General features: G+C 73.0%; 14 protein-coding genes. 8 read left to right on the top strand and 6 right to left on the bottom strand.

The features are described from left to right. Both AB1578_05215 and AB1578_05210 read right to left on the bottom strand, forming a co-directional pair. On the bottom strand, positions 1–526 hold a 526-nt coding region (locus AB1578_05215; protein ID MEW6487301.1), incomplete at its 3' end, for an NAD(P)/FAD-dependent oxidoreductase. Beyond that, positions 526–1,629: an STAS domain-containing protein gene (locus tag AB1578_05210; GenBank protein ID MEW6487300.1), complete on the bottom strand. Its 1,104-nt coding sequence runs from the start codon at positions 1,627–1,629 to the stop codon at positions 526–528. The genes AB1578_05210 and AB1578_05215, both read right to left, overlap by 1 nt. A gap of 157 nt (positions 1,630–1,786) precedes the next feature. Here AB1578_05210 and AB1578_05205 point away from each other — a divergent pair, with 157 nt between their 5' ends. Genes AB1578_05205 through AB1578_05195 form a run of 3 tightly spaced genes read left to right on the top strand, consistent with a single transcriptional unit; the run spans position 1,787 to position 5,788 of the window. Continuing rightward, positions 1,787–2,572 (top strand): OmpA family protein, encoded by a 786-nt coding sequence (locus AB1578_05205; GenBank protein ID MEW6487299.1) that lies wholly within the window; start codon positions 1,787–1,789, stop codon positions 2,570–2,572. Positions 2,573–2,609: 37 nt separating this feature from the next. Next, positions 2,610–3,314, top strand: a complete 705-nt coding sequence (locus AB1578_05200; GenBank protein MEW6487298.1) for an ABC transporter ATP-binding protein — start codon at positions 2,610–2,612, stop codon at positions 3,312–3,314. Then, complete coding sequence (locus AB1578_05195) at positions 3,281–5,788, top strand: FtsX-like permease family protein (GenBank protein MEW6487297.1); 2,508 nt, start codon at positions 3,281–3,283, stop codon at positions 5,786–5,788. The genes AB1578_05200 and AB1578_05195 overlap by 34 nt, the downstream gene beginning before the upstream one ends. Positions 5,789–5,853: 65 nt before the next feature. On the opposite strand, the gene rpmB is transcribed toward AB1578_05195, so the two are convergent. From rpmB to larC, 4 genes are all read right to left on the bottom strand, one after another. After that, positions 5,854–6,045, bottom strand: coding sequence for a 50S ribosomal protein L28 (gene rpmB, locus AB1578_05190; protein ID MEW6487296.1), 192 nt, complete (start codon positions 6,043–6,045; stop codon positions 5,854–5,856). A 95-nt stretch (positions 6,046–6,140) separates the two neighbouring features. Continuing rightward, a complete protein-coding gene (locus AB1578_05185; GenBank protein ID MEW6487295.1) occupies positions 6,141–7,685 on the bottom strand; it encodes a VCBS repeat-containing protein in 1,545 nt (514 codons plus the stop codon). A 49-nt stretch (positions 7,686–7,734) separates the two neighbouring features. Continuing rightward, the gene (gene radC / locus AB1578_05180) at positions 7,735–8,433 is read right to left on the bottom strand and encodes a DNA repair protein RadC (GenBank protein MEW6487294.1); all 699 of its coding nucleotides are present in this window, start codon (positions 8,431–8,433) and stop codon (positions 7,735–7,737) included. 67 nt (positions 8,434–8,500) lie between these two features. Continuing rightward, positions 8,501–9,706, bottom strand: coding sequence for a nickel pincer cofactor biosynthesis protein LarC (larC, locus tag AB1578_05175; protein MEW6487293.1), 1,206 nt, complete (start codon positions 9,704–9,706; stop codon positions 8,501–8,503). A 240-nt stretch (positions 9,707–9,946) separates the two neighbouring features. On the opposite strand from larC, the gene AB1578_05170 reads away from it, so the two are divergent. The 5 genes from AB1578_05170 to lipA all read left to right on the top strand — a co-directional run bounded on the left by AB1578_05170 (position 9,947) and on the right by lipA (position 15,466). After that, positions 9,947–10,276 (top strand): PilZ domain-containing protein, encoded by a 330-nt coding sequence (locus tag AB1578_05170; protein ID MEW6487292.1) that lies wholly within the window; start codon positions 9,947–9,949, stop codon positions 10,274–10,276. 50 nt (positions 10,277–10,326) lie between these two features. Then, complete coding sequence (gene ligA / locus AB1578_05165) at positions 10,327–12,354, top strand: NAD-dependent DNA ligase LigA (GenBank protein ID MEW6487291.1); 2,028 nt, start codon at positions 10,327–10,329, stop codon at positions 12,352–12,354. Positions 12,355–12,448: 94 nt separating this feature from the next. After that, on the top strand, positions 12,449–13,210 hold the full coding sequence (locus AB1578_05160; GenBank protein MEW6487290.1) for an enoyl-CoA hydratase/isomerase family protein: 762 nt from the start codon (positions 12,449–12,451) through the stop codon (positions 13,208–13,210). Positions 13,211–13,232: 22 nt separating this feature from the next. Then, positions 13,233–14,534: a YhjD/YihY/BrkB family envelope integrity protein gene (locus tag AB1578_05155; protein MEW6487289.1), complete on the top strand. Its 1,302-nt coding sequence runs from the start codon at positions 13,233–13,235 to the stop codon at positions 14,532–14,534. Continuing rightward, the gene (gene lipA / locus AB1578_05150; protein MEW6487288.1) at positions 14,531–15,466 is read left to right on the top strand and encodes a lipoyl synthase; all 936 of its coding nucleotides are present in this window, start codon (positions 14,531–14,533) and stop codon (positions 15,464–15,466) included. The genes AB1578_05155 and lipA overlap by 4 nt, the downstream gene beginning before the upstream one ends.

The following is a 15,466-nucleotide window of genomic DNA, read 5'->3' as shown; positions in this document are numbered from 1 at the left end:
GGGCCCGGCCGCCCCGGAAACGGCCCTCGGCCAGGCCCCGGGCCGAGCGCAGGGCGCGCAGGCCGAAGCGGGCGTAGGCCAGGGGGTGGCGCACCCGGTGGAGCGGAGGGGCGAGGAGGTCCTCCACGAGGTCGAACCAGGCCTGCGCCAAAGGGGCGAAGAGCTCCCCCCAGGCCCGGGCGTCGGGCCCGAGCCCCGCCTTGGTGGCCGCGAGGTCGCGCTCCAGGAGGACCGCGGTCCCGTCGTCCAGGGGATGGGCCAGGGGCGCCGGGGGGTGCACCCAGGCCAGGCCGTGGTCCGCCAGGGGCAGCCGGCGCAGGAAGGGGGAGCTCACCCCCAGGGGGTGGACCGCGGCGCACACGTCGTGGGTGAACCCGGGCAGGGTGAGCTCCCGGGACCGGCACCCGCCCCCGACCGTCTCCCCGGCTTCCCGCACCTCCACGGAGAGCCCCTGCCGGGCCAGCGCCACGGCGGCGGCCAGGCCGTTGGGGCCCGCCCCCACCACGACGGCGTCGGGCGCGCCCATCAGGGCCTGCGCCCTCCCAGGAGCCGCCCCGCCAGCGCCGCGGCCGCCGAGAGTCCCGTGCGCACCCCGGCGTTGCGCCAGAGGTTCGTGGCGGCGGACCAGTTGACGGCCGGGTCGAGGAGGGCCTTTGCGGCCTCCACCTGAACGGCGACCCCGAGCCGCGCCCCCAGGGCCTCCAAGGTCGCGCCCCAGAAGCGCTCCTGCTCGGCGTGGCCGAAGAGCCGAAAGCCCACTTCGTAGAGGGGGTCCCCGGTGCGCCCCACGGACTGGACCAGGGCCACGGTGCCCCCCGCCTCTTCGTGGGCGCCGAAGGTGATCCACCCGGCCTGGAGGTGTCCCTGGAGGGTGGCCAGGGTAAACGACGACGGGTCGGCGTGGAGCACCCGCACCCCCGTGGAAAGGGGCGCCCCCCCGGGCATCCGCAGGTGGATGGCCCCCACGGCCCCCGGCACGACCCCGGGGGATGGCAGGAAGAGGCGGTTGCCCTCGGGCCACAGGTCCCCGAGGTGCTCCCGGAGGATGCGGGCGGCCTGCCCCGGGGACGCCGCCCCGAGCCGGGCGCGGTAGGTCTTGTGCCAGAGCTGTCCGAACCCCTGGAGGGGGCCCTGCACCCGGCGCCCGTCCACGTTGAGGGCCGAGACCCCCGGGTCTCGAGAGGCCAGCCGGGCCCGCCCCAGGGCCACGGCCCACTGGCCGGGGGGGCAGGGCTCCGGCCCTCCCGGCGCCGGCGCCGCCGGGCCCCGGGGGGCACCGGCCAGGGCGGCTTCCTCGGTGGGGAAGAGGGGAAGGGCGTCTGCCAGGCCGAGCTCCCGCAGAAGCGCCCCGAACCGCTCCCCGAGGCCGAAGAGGCCAATCCCCTGGCCCTCCGCCCGGGTCCAGCCCCAGAGCTTCACCAGGAGCCCCAGGCCCGCCCCGTCCAGGGCCGAGAGCCCCCGGCCGTCCAGGAGCACCCGGGACGCGGGCCGCTCCCGGGGCGGGCGGCGGGTGCGGTTGTGGGCGTCGACGAGGGCTGCCTCGGATCGGGCGTCGAGGCGGCCCTCCAGGGCGAGGGCGCAAGTGTCGGGGCCGGCGTCCCGGACCTCGGCGGAGAAGGCGGTTTCCACGGCGGCCTCCCGGAAGCAGTGTGAAATCTACCGTCCACTCTACCCGGGGAACGGGCCGGGAGCCAGGCAGCCCATGTGCCTGCTTGCGGCACGGGCGCCGTACCCTATACTCCTCGGGGCCGTTCTCCAACACCCTCTGCGCAAAAGGAGGCCGCCCATGGCCCGCGCTCTCGTCCTCGCCCTTGCGGCCCTGGCCCTGGCCGGCTGCGGCGTCTCGAAGCAGGTCGTGGCCGAGAAGGATGCGGTCCTGGAGGTGTGCCGCAAAGACCTGGCGGCGTGCCAGGGCGAGCGCGACGCCGCCCGCTCGGACGCGAATCGGGTCGCCGCCGACCTGGAGGCGGCGCGTGCGCAGGCCTCCCGAGCCGAGGGAGAGCTGGGCGCCTGTCAGGCCGAGCGGAAGAAGGGGGAGGGAGAGGCCCAGGGCCTCCGCCAGGAGCTCGCGGCCTGCCGGCGTGAGGCGGAGGCGGCCCGGACGGAGGCGGCGGCCCTCAAGGAGCAAGAGGAATCGCTTCGGGTGCGGCTCCAGGCCGAGCTCGACGCCAAGACGGTGGAGATCGAAAACCTTCGGGGCCGGCTCTCGGTGCGGGTGGTGGACCGGCTTCTCTTCGCCTCGGGGAGCGCCGACATCGTGCCCGCGGGCAGGGCGGTGCTCGACAAGGTGGCAGGAGGCCTCGCGGGGGGAGCGGAGCGGATTCGGGTGGAGGGGCACACCGACGAGATCCCCATAGGGCCCCGGATCAAGGACAAGTGGTTCTCCAACTGGGAGCTCTCGGCCGCCCGGGCGGCGAGCGTGGTGCGCTACCTCCAGTACGGCCGGGGGATCGAGCCCGCGCGCCTCGAGGCGGTGGGCCTGGCCCTCTACCATCCCCTGGGGCCCAACGACACCGCGGCGCAGCGCCAGAGGAACCGCCGGGTGGAGCTCGTGCTGACCGGACCCCGATGAAAGAGGACGCCGCGCGCGCCCTTTGGGAGACGATCCCATGCCTGTCCTTCGGGTGACGGAGCTCTGGAAGAGCTACGACGGGTGCGATACCCCGGAATGCGCGGCGCTTCGCGGGACGAGCTTCGAGGTGGCGGCCGGCGAGGTGGTGGCCCTGTACGGCCGCAGCGGCTCGGGCAAGTCCACCCTCCTCCACCTCCTGGCGGGGCTCGACCGCCCGACCCGGGGCCGGGTGGAGGTGGAGGGGCGAGACCTCTCGGCCCTGGGGGAGCGGGAGCGCACCGGCCTGCGCCGCTCCCGGATCGGGTTCGTCTTCCAGTTCTTCAACCTCCTGCCCACCCTCACGGCCCGGGAGAACGTGCTCCTTGCCCTGGAGCTGGCGGGGCGCCCCGATCCGGCGGCGGCGGGGGAGGCCCTGGCCTCGGTGGGCCTGGCCGGCAAGGAGGAGCGCTACCCCCACGAGCTGTCCGGGGGCGAGCAGCAGCGGGTGGCCATCGCAAGGGCCGTGGTGAAGGGCCCGGCCCTCATCCTGGCCGACGAGCCCACCGGCAACCTCGACACCCGCACCGGTGACGAGGTGCTCGACCTCCTGGCCGGCCGCTGTCGGGAGAGGGGGGCCACCCTGGTCATGGCCACCCACAGCCCCCGGACCTCCCGGGTGGCCGACCGGGTGCTGCGCATGGTGGACGGGGTCGTGGTGGAGGAGGGGCGGTGGAACGGCTTCGAGACGGAGGCCGGGGGGTGACCAGCGTTACCACCGTCACAAGGGCCTTCCTCCGGTACCTGGCGCGGCGCCGGGCGCTGGCGGCCCTCCAGCTCCTGGGGATCGCCGTGGGGGTGGCCGCGGCCGTGGGCATGGCGCTCTCGGCCCGGGCGGCGCTGGGGAGCTTCGGGAGGGCCGTGGACTTTCTCCAGGGCAGGGCCACCCACACGCTCGCCCGCCCCGCGGGGCCCCTGGACGAAGACATGCTGCCCCGCCTCATCGCCGACCCCGCGGTGGAGGCCTTTTCCCCGGTCCTCGACCGCCGGGTGGTGCTCTCCGGGGGCGAGAAGATGCGGGTGCTGGGGGTCGATCCCTTCCTCGACCGTCGGTTCCGGTCGGGCGTGGCGCCGGTTCCGGGGGAGGCCGCCGCCCTGGACTTCCTCACCGACCCCCGGGCCGCCCTGCTGGAGGCGAGCCTCGCCGCCCGCCTCGGGGTCGGCCCGGGGGCGGAGCTCGACACGGACCGGGGTCCCCTGCGGGTGCTCGGCACCTTTCCCAACCCCGCGGGGGAGCCCCTGGCCTTTCTCGACATCGGCCATGCCCAGGAGCTCTTCGGGCTGCGGGGCCGGCTCGACCGGGTCGACCTGATCCTCTCCGATCCCGAGGCGTTCCGGACTCGCTGGGAGCCGGGGTTCCGGGTGGCGTCCGTACGCCAGAACCGCGCCGGCCTGGAGCAGATGCTCCAGGCCTTTCGCCTCAACCTGGAGGCCCTCTCCCTCATCGGCCTCTTCGTCGGCGTGTTCCTCGTGTACAACACGGCCATGTTCGCCGTGGTGAGCCGGCGGCGCGACGCGGGCATCCTGCGCAGCCTCGGGGCCCAGCGTTCGGAGGTCGCCCGGGCCTTCCTCTGCGAGATCCTCCTCCTGGGGGCCGTGGGAGGGGCGCTGGGCGCCGCCCTGGGCTACGCCTTGAGCCGGGTGCTCACCGCCCCGGTGGGTGACGCCATCTCCAACATCTACTTCTTCTTGCGCCCGACCCCCCCGGGGTGGTCCTGGGCCGCAGGCTTGGGAGGGGTTGCGCTGGGGTGCGGGGCGTGCCTCCTGGGGGGCGCCTATCCCCTGCGGGAGCTCCTGCGCACCGACCCCGTGACTGCCCTGCGGGGCCGCACGGCGAGCCGCTCCGACCCCGGAAAGGCGCGCGTCGCCGCGTGGGCGGGCCTGGGGGTGGCCGCCCTGAGCCTGGCCCTCTTTCCAGCCGCGTCGGCCCACGTGTATGCCGGTTTTGCCGGGGCGTTCGGCCTCCTGGTAGCGGCGAGCCTCGCCTCGGGGGAAGTCCTCCTGGCCCTGGGGCCGGCCCTGGAGCGCGCCTGCTCCCTGCTCGGGGGGCTGCCGGGGAAGCTCGCGGCGGGGAGCATTCGCCGCAACCTGGGGCGCACTGCCGTGGCGGTGGCCGCTTTCGCGGTGGCGCTCTCCCTCTCCGTGGGTCTGGGGCTCATGATCGGCAGCTTTCGGCAGACCCTGACCTGGTGGATGGAGAGCCAGCTCACCGGACAGGTGTACGTGGCGAGCGCCTCGGAGGTGGAGGTGCCGCGGGCGGCCTACGAGGAGATCCGCACCGTGCCCGGGGTGGCCGGCGTCGACCCCTACCGCAACGTCCAGGTGCTCTATGGGGGCCGTCCGGTGTACCTCTCCACCGTAGACCCGGCCGTCCTCCAGGCCTTTGCGCGCTTCGAGTGGGTGGAAGGCGGCCCCGGAAGCTGGGACGCGGTGAAGGAGGGGGCGGTCCTGGTGTCCGAGAGCTTCCTGCGCCGGTTCGGGGTGGGGCGGGGGGACCGGGTCACCCTGGAGGGGGTGGAGGGCCCCGCGGAGCTACCCGTGGCGGGGGTCTTCTACGACTACACCACCGAGCACGGCCTCGTCATGATGGGCTGGGCGACCTACCGGCGGGTCTTCGCAGACGAGACCATCGACAGCCTGGGGGTCTTCCTCGACCCCAGGGCGCCCGACCCGGAGTCGGTGCTCGCCGAGGTGCGGCGCCGGGCCGCGGCCTTCGACCTGCCGGTGGTCACCCGGGACGAGCTCCACGGCAACATCCTCCAGGTCTTCGATACCACCTTTGCCGTGACCCGCTCCATGCGGGTGCTAGCGGTGGTGGTGGCGTTCTTCGGCATCGCCGGGGCGCTCCTCACCCTGTATCTGGAGCGCCAGCGCGAGTTCGGCATCTATCGCGCCCTGGGCTTTTCCACCCCCCAGGTGGCCGGGATGACCCTCTTGGAGGGCCTGGCCATGGGCGCGGCGAGCTTCGTCTGGAGCGTGGGGCTGGGCACGGTGCTCGCCGTGGTGCTGATCCGGGTCATCAACCTGCAAAGCTTCCACTGGACCATCTTCTTCCACTTCGCCTGGACCCCCTACGCCACGGCCCTTGCCACGGCGCTGCTGGCCAGCGCCGGGGCCGCCGCCTACCCGGTGTGGAAGGTGCTTCGGACGTTTCCCCAGGTGCAGCTGCGAGAGGAGTAGGGGGGAATTATCGAGGGCCGGGAGTCTCCTCCCGGCCCTCGGTACGTGCGGCCGTGTTCTGCACTTCAGGGGGCCTTGAGGATCTTCCCCGAGCGCAGGCACCGGGTGCACACCTTCACCCGCCGTACCCCGCCGCCCACCTGGGCCCGCACGGTCTGGAGGTTCGGCAGGATCACCCGCTTGGTCTTGTTGTTGGCGTGGCTCACGTTCTGCCCCACCGAGGGGCCCTTTCCGCAAATTTCACAGGTCCTGGCCATGGCGATCTCTCCTCTGGGGCTCCCGGCGCGCCCGCGCAATGAACTGCGCCTTATAGCATGGTCCGGGAGGAGGACTCAAGCTCCGACTTTCGAGCTCAGCGGAGTGCCGCGTTGGCCGGAAGGTCGTAGGCCACCACCCGGGTCTTCGTGGTCCGCACCAGCGCGCCCTCGGTCTGGGCCAGGGCGATGTAGGCCGTGCGCCCCCCCGGGCGGGCGGGCCCCAGGTCGAGGTCTGGGAGGAAGCCGGGGACCTTCGGGCCTTCCGCCACGGTAGTGAGCGTGAGCCCGTCCCAGCGCAGGGCCAGGAGCTGGCCGTGGGAAAAGCTCGCCACCCGCTGGAAGAACCGGCCGATGCTCGACTGGTTGCGGGCGGTGAGGAGGATCGGCTGACCGTCGGCGCCGCTCCAGGAGACCGTCTTGCCCTGGACCTTGAAGATGTCTTCGTCCTGCTGGCCGGCTACCCGTTCCTCCCCCCGCAGGAAGATCCGGCTGCCCTTCACCGGGTCGGCGCCCTCGAAAACGCGCCGTCCCTCGGCGTCGTGGATGGAGAGGAGCTCGCCCCGGGTCGTGATGACGGTGTAGACCTCTCCCGAGGGACCCAGTTGGACCCAGTCGAGGTTCACGGGCCCCGTTCCGGCCGGCGTGTCGGCGGGCCCCTCGTCCCGGTAGGTGGCCCCGGTCCAGACGAAGGCGCGCAACGAGGGGCCGAAGAGGTCCTTGCCCATCCCCGCGCTGCGGCCCAGCAGCACCGGCCCCCTCTCGGGATGGCGCACCGCGCGCACGAAGGCGTTGAGGCGCTCCCCCTTGGGGGCGAGGGCGGAGCCGAACCACTCCAGCGCCTGGGACACGGGGCGGGCGCCGGCCATGCCGGCGACGAAGAGCTCGGGGACGCCGTTGCCGTCGATGTCGCCCGCGGAGAGGGCCCTGGGCTGGAAGCCCCGGGGCACGGGGCTCTCCCAGGCCCGCATGAGCTCTCCCCCCTGATCCCGGAAGGCCACGATGGCGTCGTCGAAGAGAAGCAGGATCTCGGGGGTGCCGTCCCGGTCGGCGTCGGCCACCACCAGGCTCAGGGCTTCCCCGGAGATCTGGGGCCCCATGCGGTGGGTGCGAAGGGCCAGGGCCAGTTGGGCCTCGGCGTGCAGGGGCGAGAGGGCAGCGGGCGCCGGAGCGGCGGCGGGAGCCGGCTGGTGGGCGGGTGCGGGCCCCGCGGGGACGGGGGGTGCCTGGTGGGCCTGAGCCGCACGGGACATCGCCTCCCGCAGGCGGACGCCGACCTTGTCGAGCGCCGGGAGGAGGGCGTCGGCGGAGGGGGCGGTCTCGTAGGTGCGGGTGCCCTCTCCCTCTCCCGTCACGGGTTCCAGGGCGGCGTCGATGCTGAACACCCCGCCCAGTTGGGTGATGGTCGTGCGCACGGCCCAGGCTTCGTCGCCCGCCTCGCGGTGCTTGGACGTCTCGACGGTGTACCCCGGTCCGGCCAGGCGGCTCGCGAGCATCGACTGGAGCCCGGGCGCGAGGGTCTCCACCTCCTGGGCGTTGTAGACCTCGATGGGGCGGACCACGACCCGGGGGCCGGCCGCCTGTACCGCTCCCGCGGCGAGGAGCAAAGAGGCGAGGATCAGCCGGAAGAGAGGGCGGAGCATCGAGGTCCTTTCGCAAGCGCCGGAGCGTGAAAAGCGTCGCCGCGCCGCTTCAGCCGGGGGGAAGCCCACCGTCGTCGGCGAAACTGTAGTATCGATCGCGGCCCACGATCACGTGGTCCAGGACCCGGATGCCCAGCACCTTACCCGCCTCCCAGAGCCGCCGCGTGAGGTCCACGTCTTCGCGGCTCGGCGAGGGGTCTCCGCTGGGGTGGTTGTGGGCGAAGATCACCGCCGAAGCGGCTTCGCGCACCGCGGCCCGGAAGGCCTCCCGGGGGTGCACCAGGCTCGATGTCAGCGACCCCTCGCTCACCCGGTCTTCCCGAAGCCAGCGGTTGCGGGCGTCCAGGAGTAGACAGAAGAAGTTCTCCCGCTTCACATCCGCCAATCGCGGTCCGTAGTGGGCGAAGACCTCCTGACTGCTCCGGAAGGGCTCAGCCGGCGTCAGGGGCCGGCAGCCCAGGCGGCGGCCCAGCTCCAGGGCGGCGGCCACGGTGGCGGCCTTGGCGGGCCCGAGCCCCCGGCACCGGGCGAGCTCTGCCGCCGTGGCCTGCCCGAGGGCTTCCCAGTCCTCCCCAAATTCGGCCCAGAGACCGCGGGCCACGTCGAGAGCCGTGAGGTTGCGCGTCCCGTCGCCGGTGCGCAAGAGGATCGCCAGGAGTTCGGCTGGGGTGAGGGCGCCCGGTCCGCGGGCCGCGAGCTTTTCGCGGGGTCGCTCCTCGGCGGGCCAAGCCTTGATCCCTGTGCGCATGTCCCCCATGGCCCCTCCTCGCCCACGGCACGAGCGAAGCGATTGTAGAGAGCCGCCGGAAAGGCTGTCAAACCCCTTTATGGGTTTTGCCCGGTCGCCCGGCCAGGGCGGCAGCGTAGACTTCCTTGAGAGGCACGCCTGCGTTCTCGGAGATCTGCCGGCAATCCTCGAACTCCGGCGCCTGGTTGACCGTCTTCCCCTCCAGGGTCCCCACCTTTATCCTCACCGGGCCCCAGGGGGTCTGTGCCTCTTCCCAGCGGCGCTCCAGGGCGGTTCTCTCCACCCCAATAGACCGCACCCCCAGGGTGGACGAGTGGCGAAAGATGGCGGTTCCCACCGTCGCCTCGTCCTGGGGGCGGCAGAGCGCCGAGAGGAGATGGGCCGGCCGGCCCTTCTTCATGATCACGGGTGTCAGCCAGGCGTCGAGGGCGCCCGCGGCGAGGCAGGCGTTCGGCAGGGTGGCGAGGATCTCCGGGGAGAGGTCGTCCAGGTTGGCCTCGAGCACCCGTAGGTATTCCCGCGCCGGCTGGACACTTGTCTCCTCGCCCAGGAGCAGGCGCAGGCAGTTGGGCCGGCCGGGGAGCTCGGCGGTGCCGAAGCCCGCGCCGGCCTGCAGAAGCACCATGGACGGCGGCGGCCCGAAAGAGGAAGAGAGGGTGCGCGCCAGCGCTGCGCCGGTCGGCGTGACGAGCTCGTGCTCCACGTCGAGCCCCACGGTGGGCAGGCCGTGGAGCAGCTCCAGGGCTGCGGGGGACGGGCAGGGGGAAGCCCCCGCAGGGGAGTCGGGCATGGTGCCGCGCCCCAGGGGCAGGGGGCCGCAGGAGGCGGACGCGATCCCGAGGAGCTCCAGGCCGAGACATCCTCCCACCAGGTCGACCACGGTGTCGAACCCCCCCAGCTCGCAAAAGCGGACCTGGTCGAGCTCCAGGCCGCGCACTGCTGCCTCGGCCCGTGCCAGGGCCTCCAGGGCGGCGAGGCTGCGGGCCTGGACGGAGGCGGGAAGGGGGGCGCAGGCCAGGGCGTCGCGCAGCTCCGGATAGGAGCGGGAATCCGTCGCCCGCGGCGGATCGAGGGCGACCCGCAGGCGCAGCCCCCGGACGCTCCAGGCCCGGTGGGGCTCGAAGTCCAGCCGCACCCGAGCCTCGACCGGGGCGGGCACGGCGTTGACCGCTTCCTCGATGGCCTGGGCGCAGGCCCCCAGGTGGACGAGCCCCGCCAGGAGCATGTCGCCGGCAATGCCGCTGAGCGGGTCCAGGTGGAGATGGCGCCCCATGGGTCCCCTGTGGGCGAAAGGAGCTGCCAGGGTAGCAGAGGCCCGGGGCCGAGGCCAGGTCGTGCAGAGCACCGGCGCATTCCAGCGAAATCGCAATCGCAAACGAAATCGAAATCGGCCCCCATCCCGATCTCGATCCGAGTCGGGCCGACGGACCAAAGGCCGCTTTTGCCATTTGCGGTTTTCGTTGTAGAGTGCGCCGGCGTAGGTGTCCTGAGCCCCAGGGAGGAGGACCAGGCGATGACCGATCCATCCTTGAAGAGACGGTTTCCCCGAATTCCTTCCGAGAATGCGGTCCTGGTGAAGAAGCTCGGACCGGAGGATCTGGAGGGGTTTGCCAAGACCCGGGTCGTGGGCCTGGGCGGGTGCATGTTCGTCAGCGACGAACCACTGGGCGTGGATGCATACCTCGACCTCCTCATCTCGGTGCGCGGCCGGGTGGTCAAGACCCGGGGGCGGGTCGTGTACGAGATCCCCCGGGAGGGCGACGAGGTGGAGGTCGGGGTGGAGTTCCTCCAGATCTCTCCCCACGACCGGGACATCATCGAGGAGCTCTTCCCCGGGTCTTGACGGCGGGCCCTCCCGCGCCGCCCTCCCCATTTGCAGACCGGAGTGCCCGGATGGTCCCGGAAGCCCTGCGCCGCCGCGCCGAGGACCTACGGCGCGACCTCGACTTTCACAATGTGCGCTACTACGTGCTCGACGCGCCGGTCATCTCCGATGCCGCGTACGACGCCCTCCTGCGCGAGCTCCTGGCCCTGGAGTCGGCCCACCCCGAGCTCGCCACGCCCGATTCCCCCACCCAGCGGGTCGGTGCGGCCCCCCTCGACGCTTTCGGCCGGGCCGAGCACCTGCGCCCCATGCTCAGCCTCGACAACGCCATGGACGAGGCACAGGTGCGGGAGTTCGACGCCCGCGTGCGGCGCCTGCTGGGGGAGGAGGGGGCCCTTGCCTACGCCTGCGAGCCCAAGTTCGACGGGCTGGCCGTGGAGCTGGTCTACGAGGGGGGGCGCCTCGTCCGGGGCGCGACCCGGGGTGACGGCCAGGTGGGAGAGGACGTGACCGCGAACCTGCGCACCGTGCGGTCCATTCCCCTTCGCCTGCGGGGAGAGGGGGTTCCGGACGTGCTCGACGTTCGGGGCGAGGTGGTCCTGGCGCTGGCGGACTTCCGGCGGCTCAACCAGCTCCAGGAGGACCGGGGAGAGCCTCCCTTCGCCAATCCCCGCAACGCCGCGGCGGGTGCCGTGCGCCAGCTCGACAGCGCGGTGACGGCGGGCCGGCGGCTGCATTTCTTCGCCTACGGCGTAGGCATGTGGGAGGCGCTGGGGGTGGAGACCCAGTCGGGGCTGCTCAACCGCCTGGCCTCCTGGGGTTTTCGGGTGAGCCCCGAGCGGGCGGCGGTGCGAGGGGCCGACGAGGCAGTGGGGTTCTGTCGGGACCTGGAGGCCCGGCGCGATGCGTTTCCCTACGAGATCGACGGCTGCGTGCTCAAGGTGGATTCCCTGGCCCGCCAGGCGGAGCTGGGGCAGAAGTCCCGCTCGCCGCGCTGGGCAGTGGCCTACAAGTTCCCGCCCCGGCAGGCCGTGACCCGGGTGGCCGACATCCTCTGGAGCGTGGGGCGCACGGGGGCCATCACGCCGGTGGCGGTGCTGGAACCGGTGAAGGTCGGGGGGGTGACCGTGGCCCGGGCCACCCTGCACAACCCCGAGGAACTCGCCCGCAAGGGCGTCCTGGTGGGGGACGAGGTGGTGGTGCAGCGGGCGGGTGATGTGATCCCGGAGGTGGTGCGATTCCTCCCCGAGAAGCGCACCGGGGGGGAGCGCCGCGCCACGGTGCCGGAACACTGCCCCGTGTGCGGAGCCCACGTGGAGCGCCCCGAGGGGGAGGTCGTTCCCCGGTGCTCGGGCCTCAACTGCCCCGCCCAGCTCAAGGGGCGCATCCTGCACTTCGCGTCCCGGCGGGCGCTGGACGTGGACGGCCTCGGGGAGAAGCTGGTGGACCAGCTCGTGGACCGGGGCCTGGTAAACGACGTTGCCGACCTCTTTCGGCTCACCGAGGCCGAGCTGGTGCCCCTGGAGCGGATGGCCGAGAAGAGCGCCCGAAACCTCGTCCGGGCTCTCGACCGGGCCCGCCGGGCGGAGCTCGGCCGTTTCCTCAACGCCCTGGGCATCCGCCACGTGGGGGAGGCCACGGCCCAGGCCCTGGCGCTGCACTTCGGGACCCTGGAGGCGGCGATGGACGCGCCCGAGGAGGCCCTGCTCCAGGTGCCCGACGTGGGGCCCGAGGTGGCCCGGAGCATCCGCTCCTTCTTCCAGGAGCCCCGAAATCGCGAGGCGATCCGCCAGATGCTCGAGGCGGGCCTGGAGTTGCGCTCGCCCCAGAGGCGGGCGGGGGCCAGGCCCCTGGAGGGAAAGACCCTGGTGTTCACGGGCACCCTGGAAGAAATGTCCCGGGAAGAGGCCAAGGCGAGAGCGGCGGCCCTGGGGGCGAAGGTCACCTCTTCGGTGTCGGCCAAGACGAGCTTCGTCGTGGTTGGGAGCGATCCCGGGTCCAAGGCCGAGAAGGCACGGCAGCTCGGAGTCCGCACCCTCACGGAAGCGGCGTTCCTGGAGCTCCTGGAGGGGCACGAAGAAGGACGCGGAGGATGACGGGGAGTCGGTGCCGGGGCGGCGGGTGCGCCGTCCCCGGGATGGGCCGCGACGATGGACGGCGGGGCGAGGCGCGCCGGAAGGGAGGAGCCGGGTGATCGAGGTGGAACGGGACGCAGAGGTGGCGCTGGTCTTCCTGGACCGGCCCAAGGTCAACGCGCTCGCCCCGGAGCTCGTTGGGGCCCTGTGCACCTGCTGGGACGAGCTGGCCGCGGACCCCGGCGTGGGTGCGGTCGTGCTCGGAAGCCGCCGCCCGGGGGTCTTCTCGGCGGGCTTCGACCTCAAGGTGCTCCACGGCCTCGAGCCCGCTGCCTTCGGGGTGTTCATCCGGTCCTTTGCCGAGCTGTACCGGAAGATCTTTGCCGGCCCCCTGCCCTCGGTGGCCGCCGTGAACGGGCACGCGGTGGCGGGGGGAGCGATCCTGGCCCTGGCCTGCGACCGGCGGGTCTTTGCCCAAGGGGAAGGGCGCTTCGGGCTCACGGAGGTGGACCTGGGGCTGCCCCTGCCCCCGGGGGTCCTGCACCTCTTGCGGTACGCGGCGGGGGAGCGGGTCGCCCTGGAGGCCGGCCTCTTCGGCCGGCTCTACGGTCCGACCGAGGCGCGAGCCTCCGGGTTCGCCGACGGACTCGCGGCACCGGAGGCCCTGACGGAGGCCGCCCGGGAGGAGGCTCGCAGCCTGGCCGCCAAGCCCCGCCGTGCCCTCCAGGCCATTCGGCAGGAGCTTCGGGCTCCCACCCTGCGGGCTCTGGAGGAGGCCGACGCCCGGGTAGCGGAGGAGTTCGGCGCGTGGTGGTTCTCACCCGACGCCACGGCCCGCCGCCAGGCCCAGGTCGAGAAGCTCTCGGCCCGGCGGTGAGCGAGCCCGAAAGGAGGCGACCATGACGACCCGGAGCCCCGGCCCCCAGGGCCGCCTGTACCGGCTCATCTCGGGAATCGAGGGCCTTCTCTGGGGCCGGGCCGATCGGGGGTATGCGGCGGAGGCCTTCCGGGTGGCCGGGGTGACGGTGTGGAAGTTCCAGTCCGACCGGGGGTTTCTGCGGGCCTCCGCGCTCACCTACACCACGCTCCTGAGCCTCGTGCCCCTTCTGGCCTTCATGTTCTCGGTGCTCAAGGGCCTCGGGGTGCAGGAGCGGCTCGAGCCCCTGCTCCTGGAGCACCTGGCCGTGGGCAACGAGCAGGTTGTCGCCCAGGTGCTGGAGTACGTGGACCGCACCAAGGTGGGGGCCCTGGGGGCGGTGGGGCTGGTGGCGCTTCTCCTCACCGCCGTGAGCGTGCTCGGCAACATCGAGCTCTCCTTCAACGACATCTGGCAGATTCGCCGGGGCCGCAGCCTCGTGCGCAAGGTGTCCGACTACACCGCCGTGCTCGTGGTGGGGCCGGTGCTCCTGCTTCTCAGCCTGAGTCTCACCACTACCCTCCAGAGCCCGGCGGTGCTGGAACGGCTCTACATCTTGGGCCAGGCGGTGCCCTTTCTCCTCAAGGCCTTGCCGTTCGTCGCCGTCTGGATTGCGTTTACGGCCCTGTACCTCATCATGCCCAACCGGCGGGTGCCCGTGGTGTCGGCCCTCATCGGGGGGGCCGTGGCCGGGTTGGTGTGGCAGGTGGCGGAGCTGCTCTATATCCGCTTCCAGTTCGGGATCACCCGCTACAACGCCATCTACGGTGCCATGGCCCAGCTTCCCCTCCTGCTCGCCTGGGTCTACCTGAGCTGGTGCATCGTGCTCATGGGGGCCGAGCTCGCCTTCGTGCATCAGCTGCCGGGCCGCGGCAGGTATCTGCGCGTGCGCCACGAGCTGTGGGTGCCGCGCCTGGATGTGGCCCTGGCAATCTTGCTGGCCGTGACCCGCCGGTTCGAGGCCGGCGAGCCCCCCTATGGAGAGCAGGAGCTGGTGGCCGAGCTCGACCTGCACCCCGAGGAGGCCTCCCGCGTGATGCACCGGCTGTCCGAAGCAGGGCTCCTGGCCTCCACCCAGGAGGAGCCACCCGGACTCCTCCCGGCCCGGTCTCCGGACCGGACCTCCGCCGCCGAGGTGCTCGAAGCCGTCGCCCAGATCTCTCGGGAGGACGGGGTCGCCCCTGCCCTCCAGGCCCGCATGCGGGCCATGCTGGAGCGGGAGTTCGGGGGCGTGACCTGGGCATCGCTGGCCCTGGACGAGAAAGTCCGGCAGGAGGGGAAGTGAGGGGGCCGGACGCGCCGGTGCCCGCGCCGGGCCGCAAGCCCCCGTGGCTCGCGGTGCGGATGCCCGGGGGCGAGCGGTACCGGCAGGTGCGTGGGGTTTTGGCGGCGGGTCGCCTCCATACCGTGTGCGAAGAGGCCCGGTGCCCCAACGCGGCGGAGTGCTGGGAGGCGGGCACCGCGACGTTTCTCATCCTGGGGGACACCTGCACCCGGGGTTGCGCCTTCTGCGCGGTGGCCCGAGGTGCCCCGGCGAGAGGGGCCCCGGATGCCCAAGGAGAGGCGGCGAGGGTGGCGGCGGCCGTGCGCCGCCTGGGGCTGGACTACGCGGTGGTGACGTCGGTGACCCGGGACGATCTCCCGGACGGCGGGGCGGCGGCGTTCGCGGCCACCGTGGGGCGCCTGCGAGCCCTGGACCCGGCGCCCCTGGTCGAGGTGCTGATCCCCGACTACACGGGGGCGCCGCTGCACACCGTGCTCGCGGCGGCACCCCACGTGCTGGCCCACAACGTGGAGGTGGTGGAGCGCCTCACCCCCCTTCTTCGCCACCCCCGGTTCGGCTACCGGCGGTCCCTCCAGGTGCTGGCCGAGGCGCGGGAGCGCGTTCCGGAAGTCCTCACCAAATCCTCGATCCTCCTGGGGCTGGGGGAGAGCCGGGACGAGGCGCTCCGGACCATGGAGGATCTGCGCCGGGCCGGGGTGGAGATCCTGGTCCTGGGCCAGTACCTGCAACCCACCCGCGCCCATGCCCCCGCGGCCGCGTACCTGGCGCCGGAAGTCTTTGCCGGCCTGGCAGACGAAGGCCGCCGGATGGGGTTCGGGACCGTGGCGGCCGGGCCCCTGGTGCGCACCTCCTACCGCGCCGCCGAAGTCTACGCGCGGCGCCGCGCCCTGGGGGAAGTCCCTACTCCAGCTCCGTCGCCGCCCCGTGCCTGA

The organism is Thermodesulfobacteriota bacterium (genome assembly GCA_040756475.1).
Taxonomy (GTDB): Bacteria; Desulfobacterota; Deferrisomatia; order Deferrisomatales; family JACRMM01; genus JBFLZB01.
Note: the sequence above shows the minus strand (reverse complement) of the source record. Positions and strands in the feature narration are given on the sequence as shown.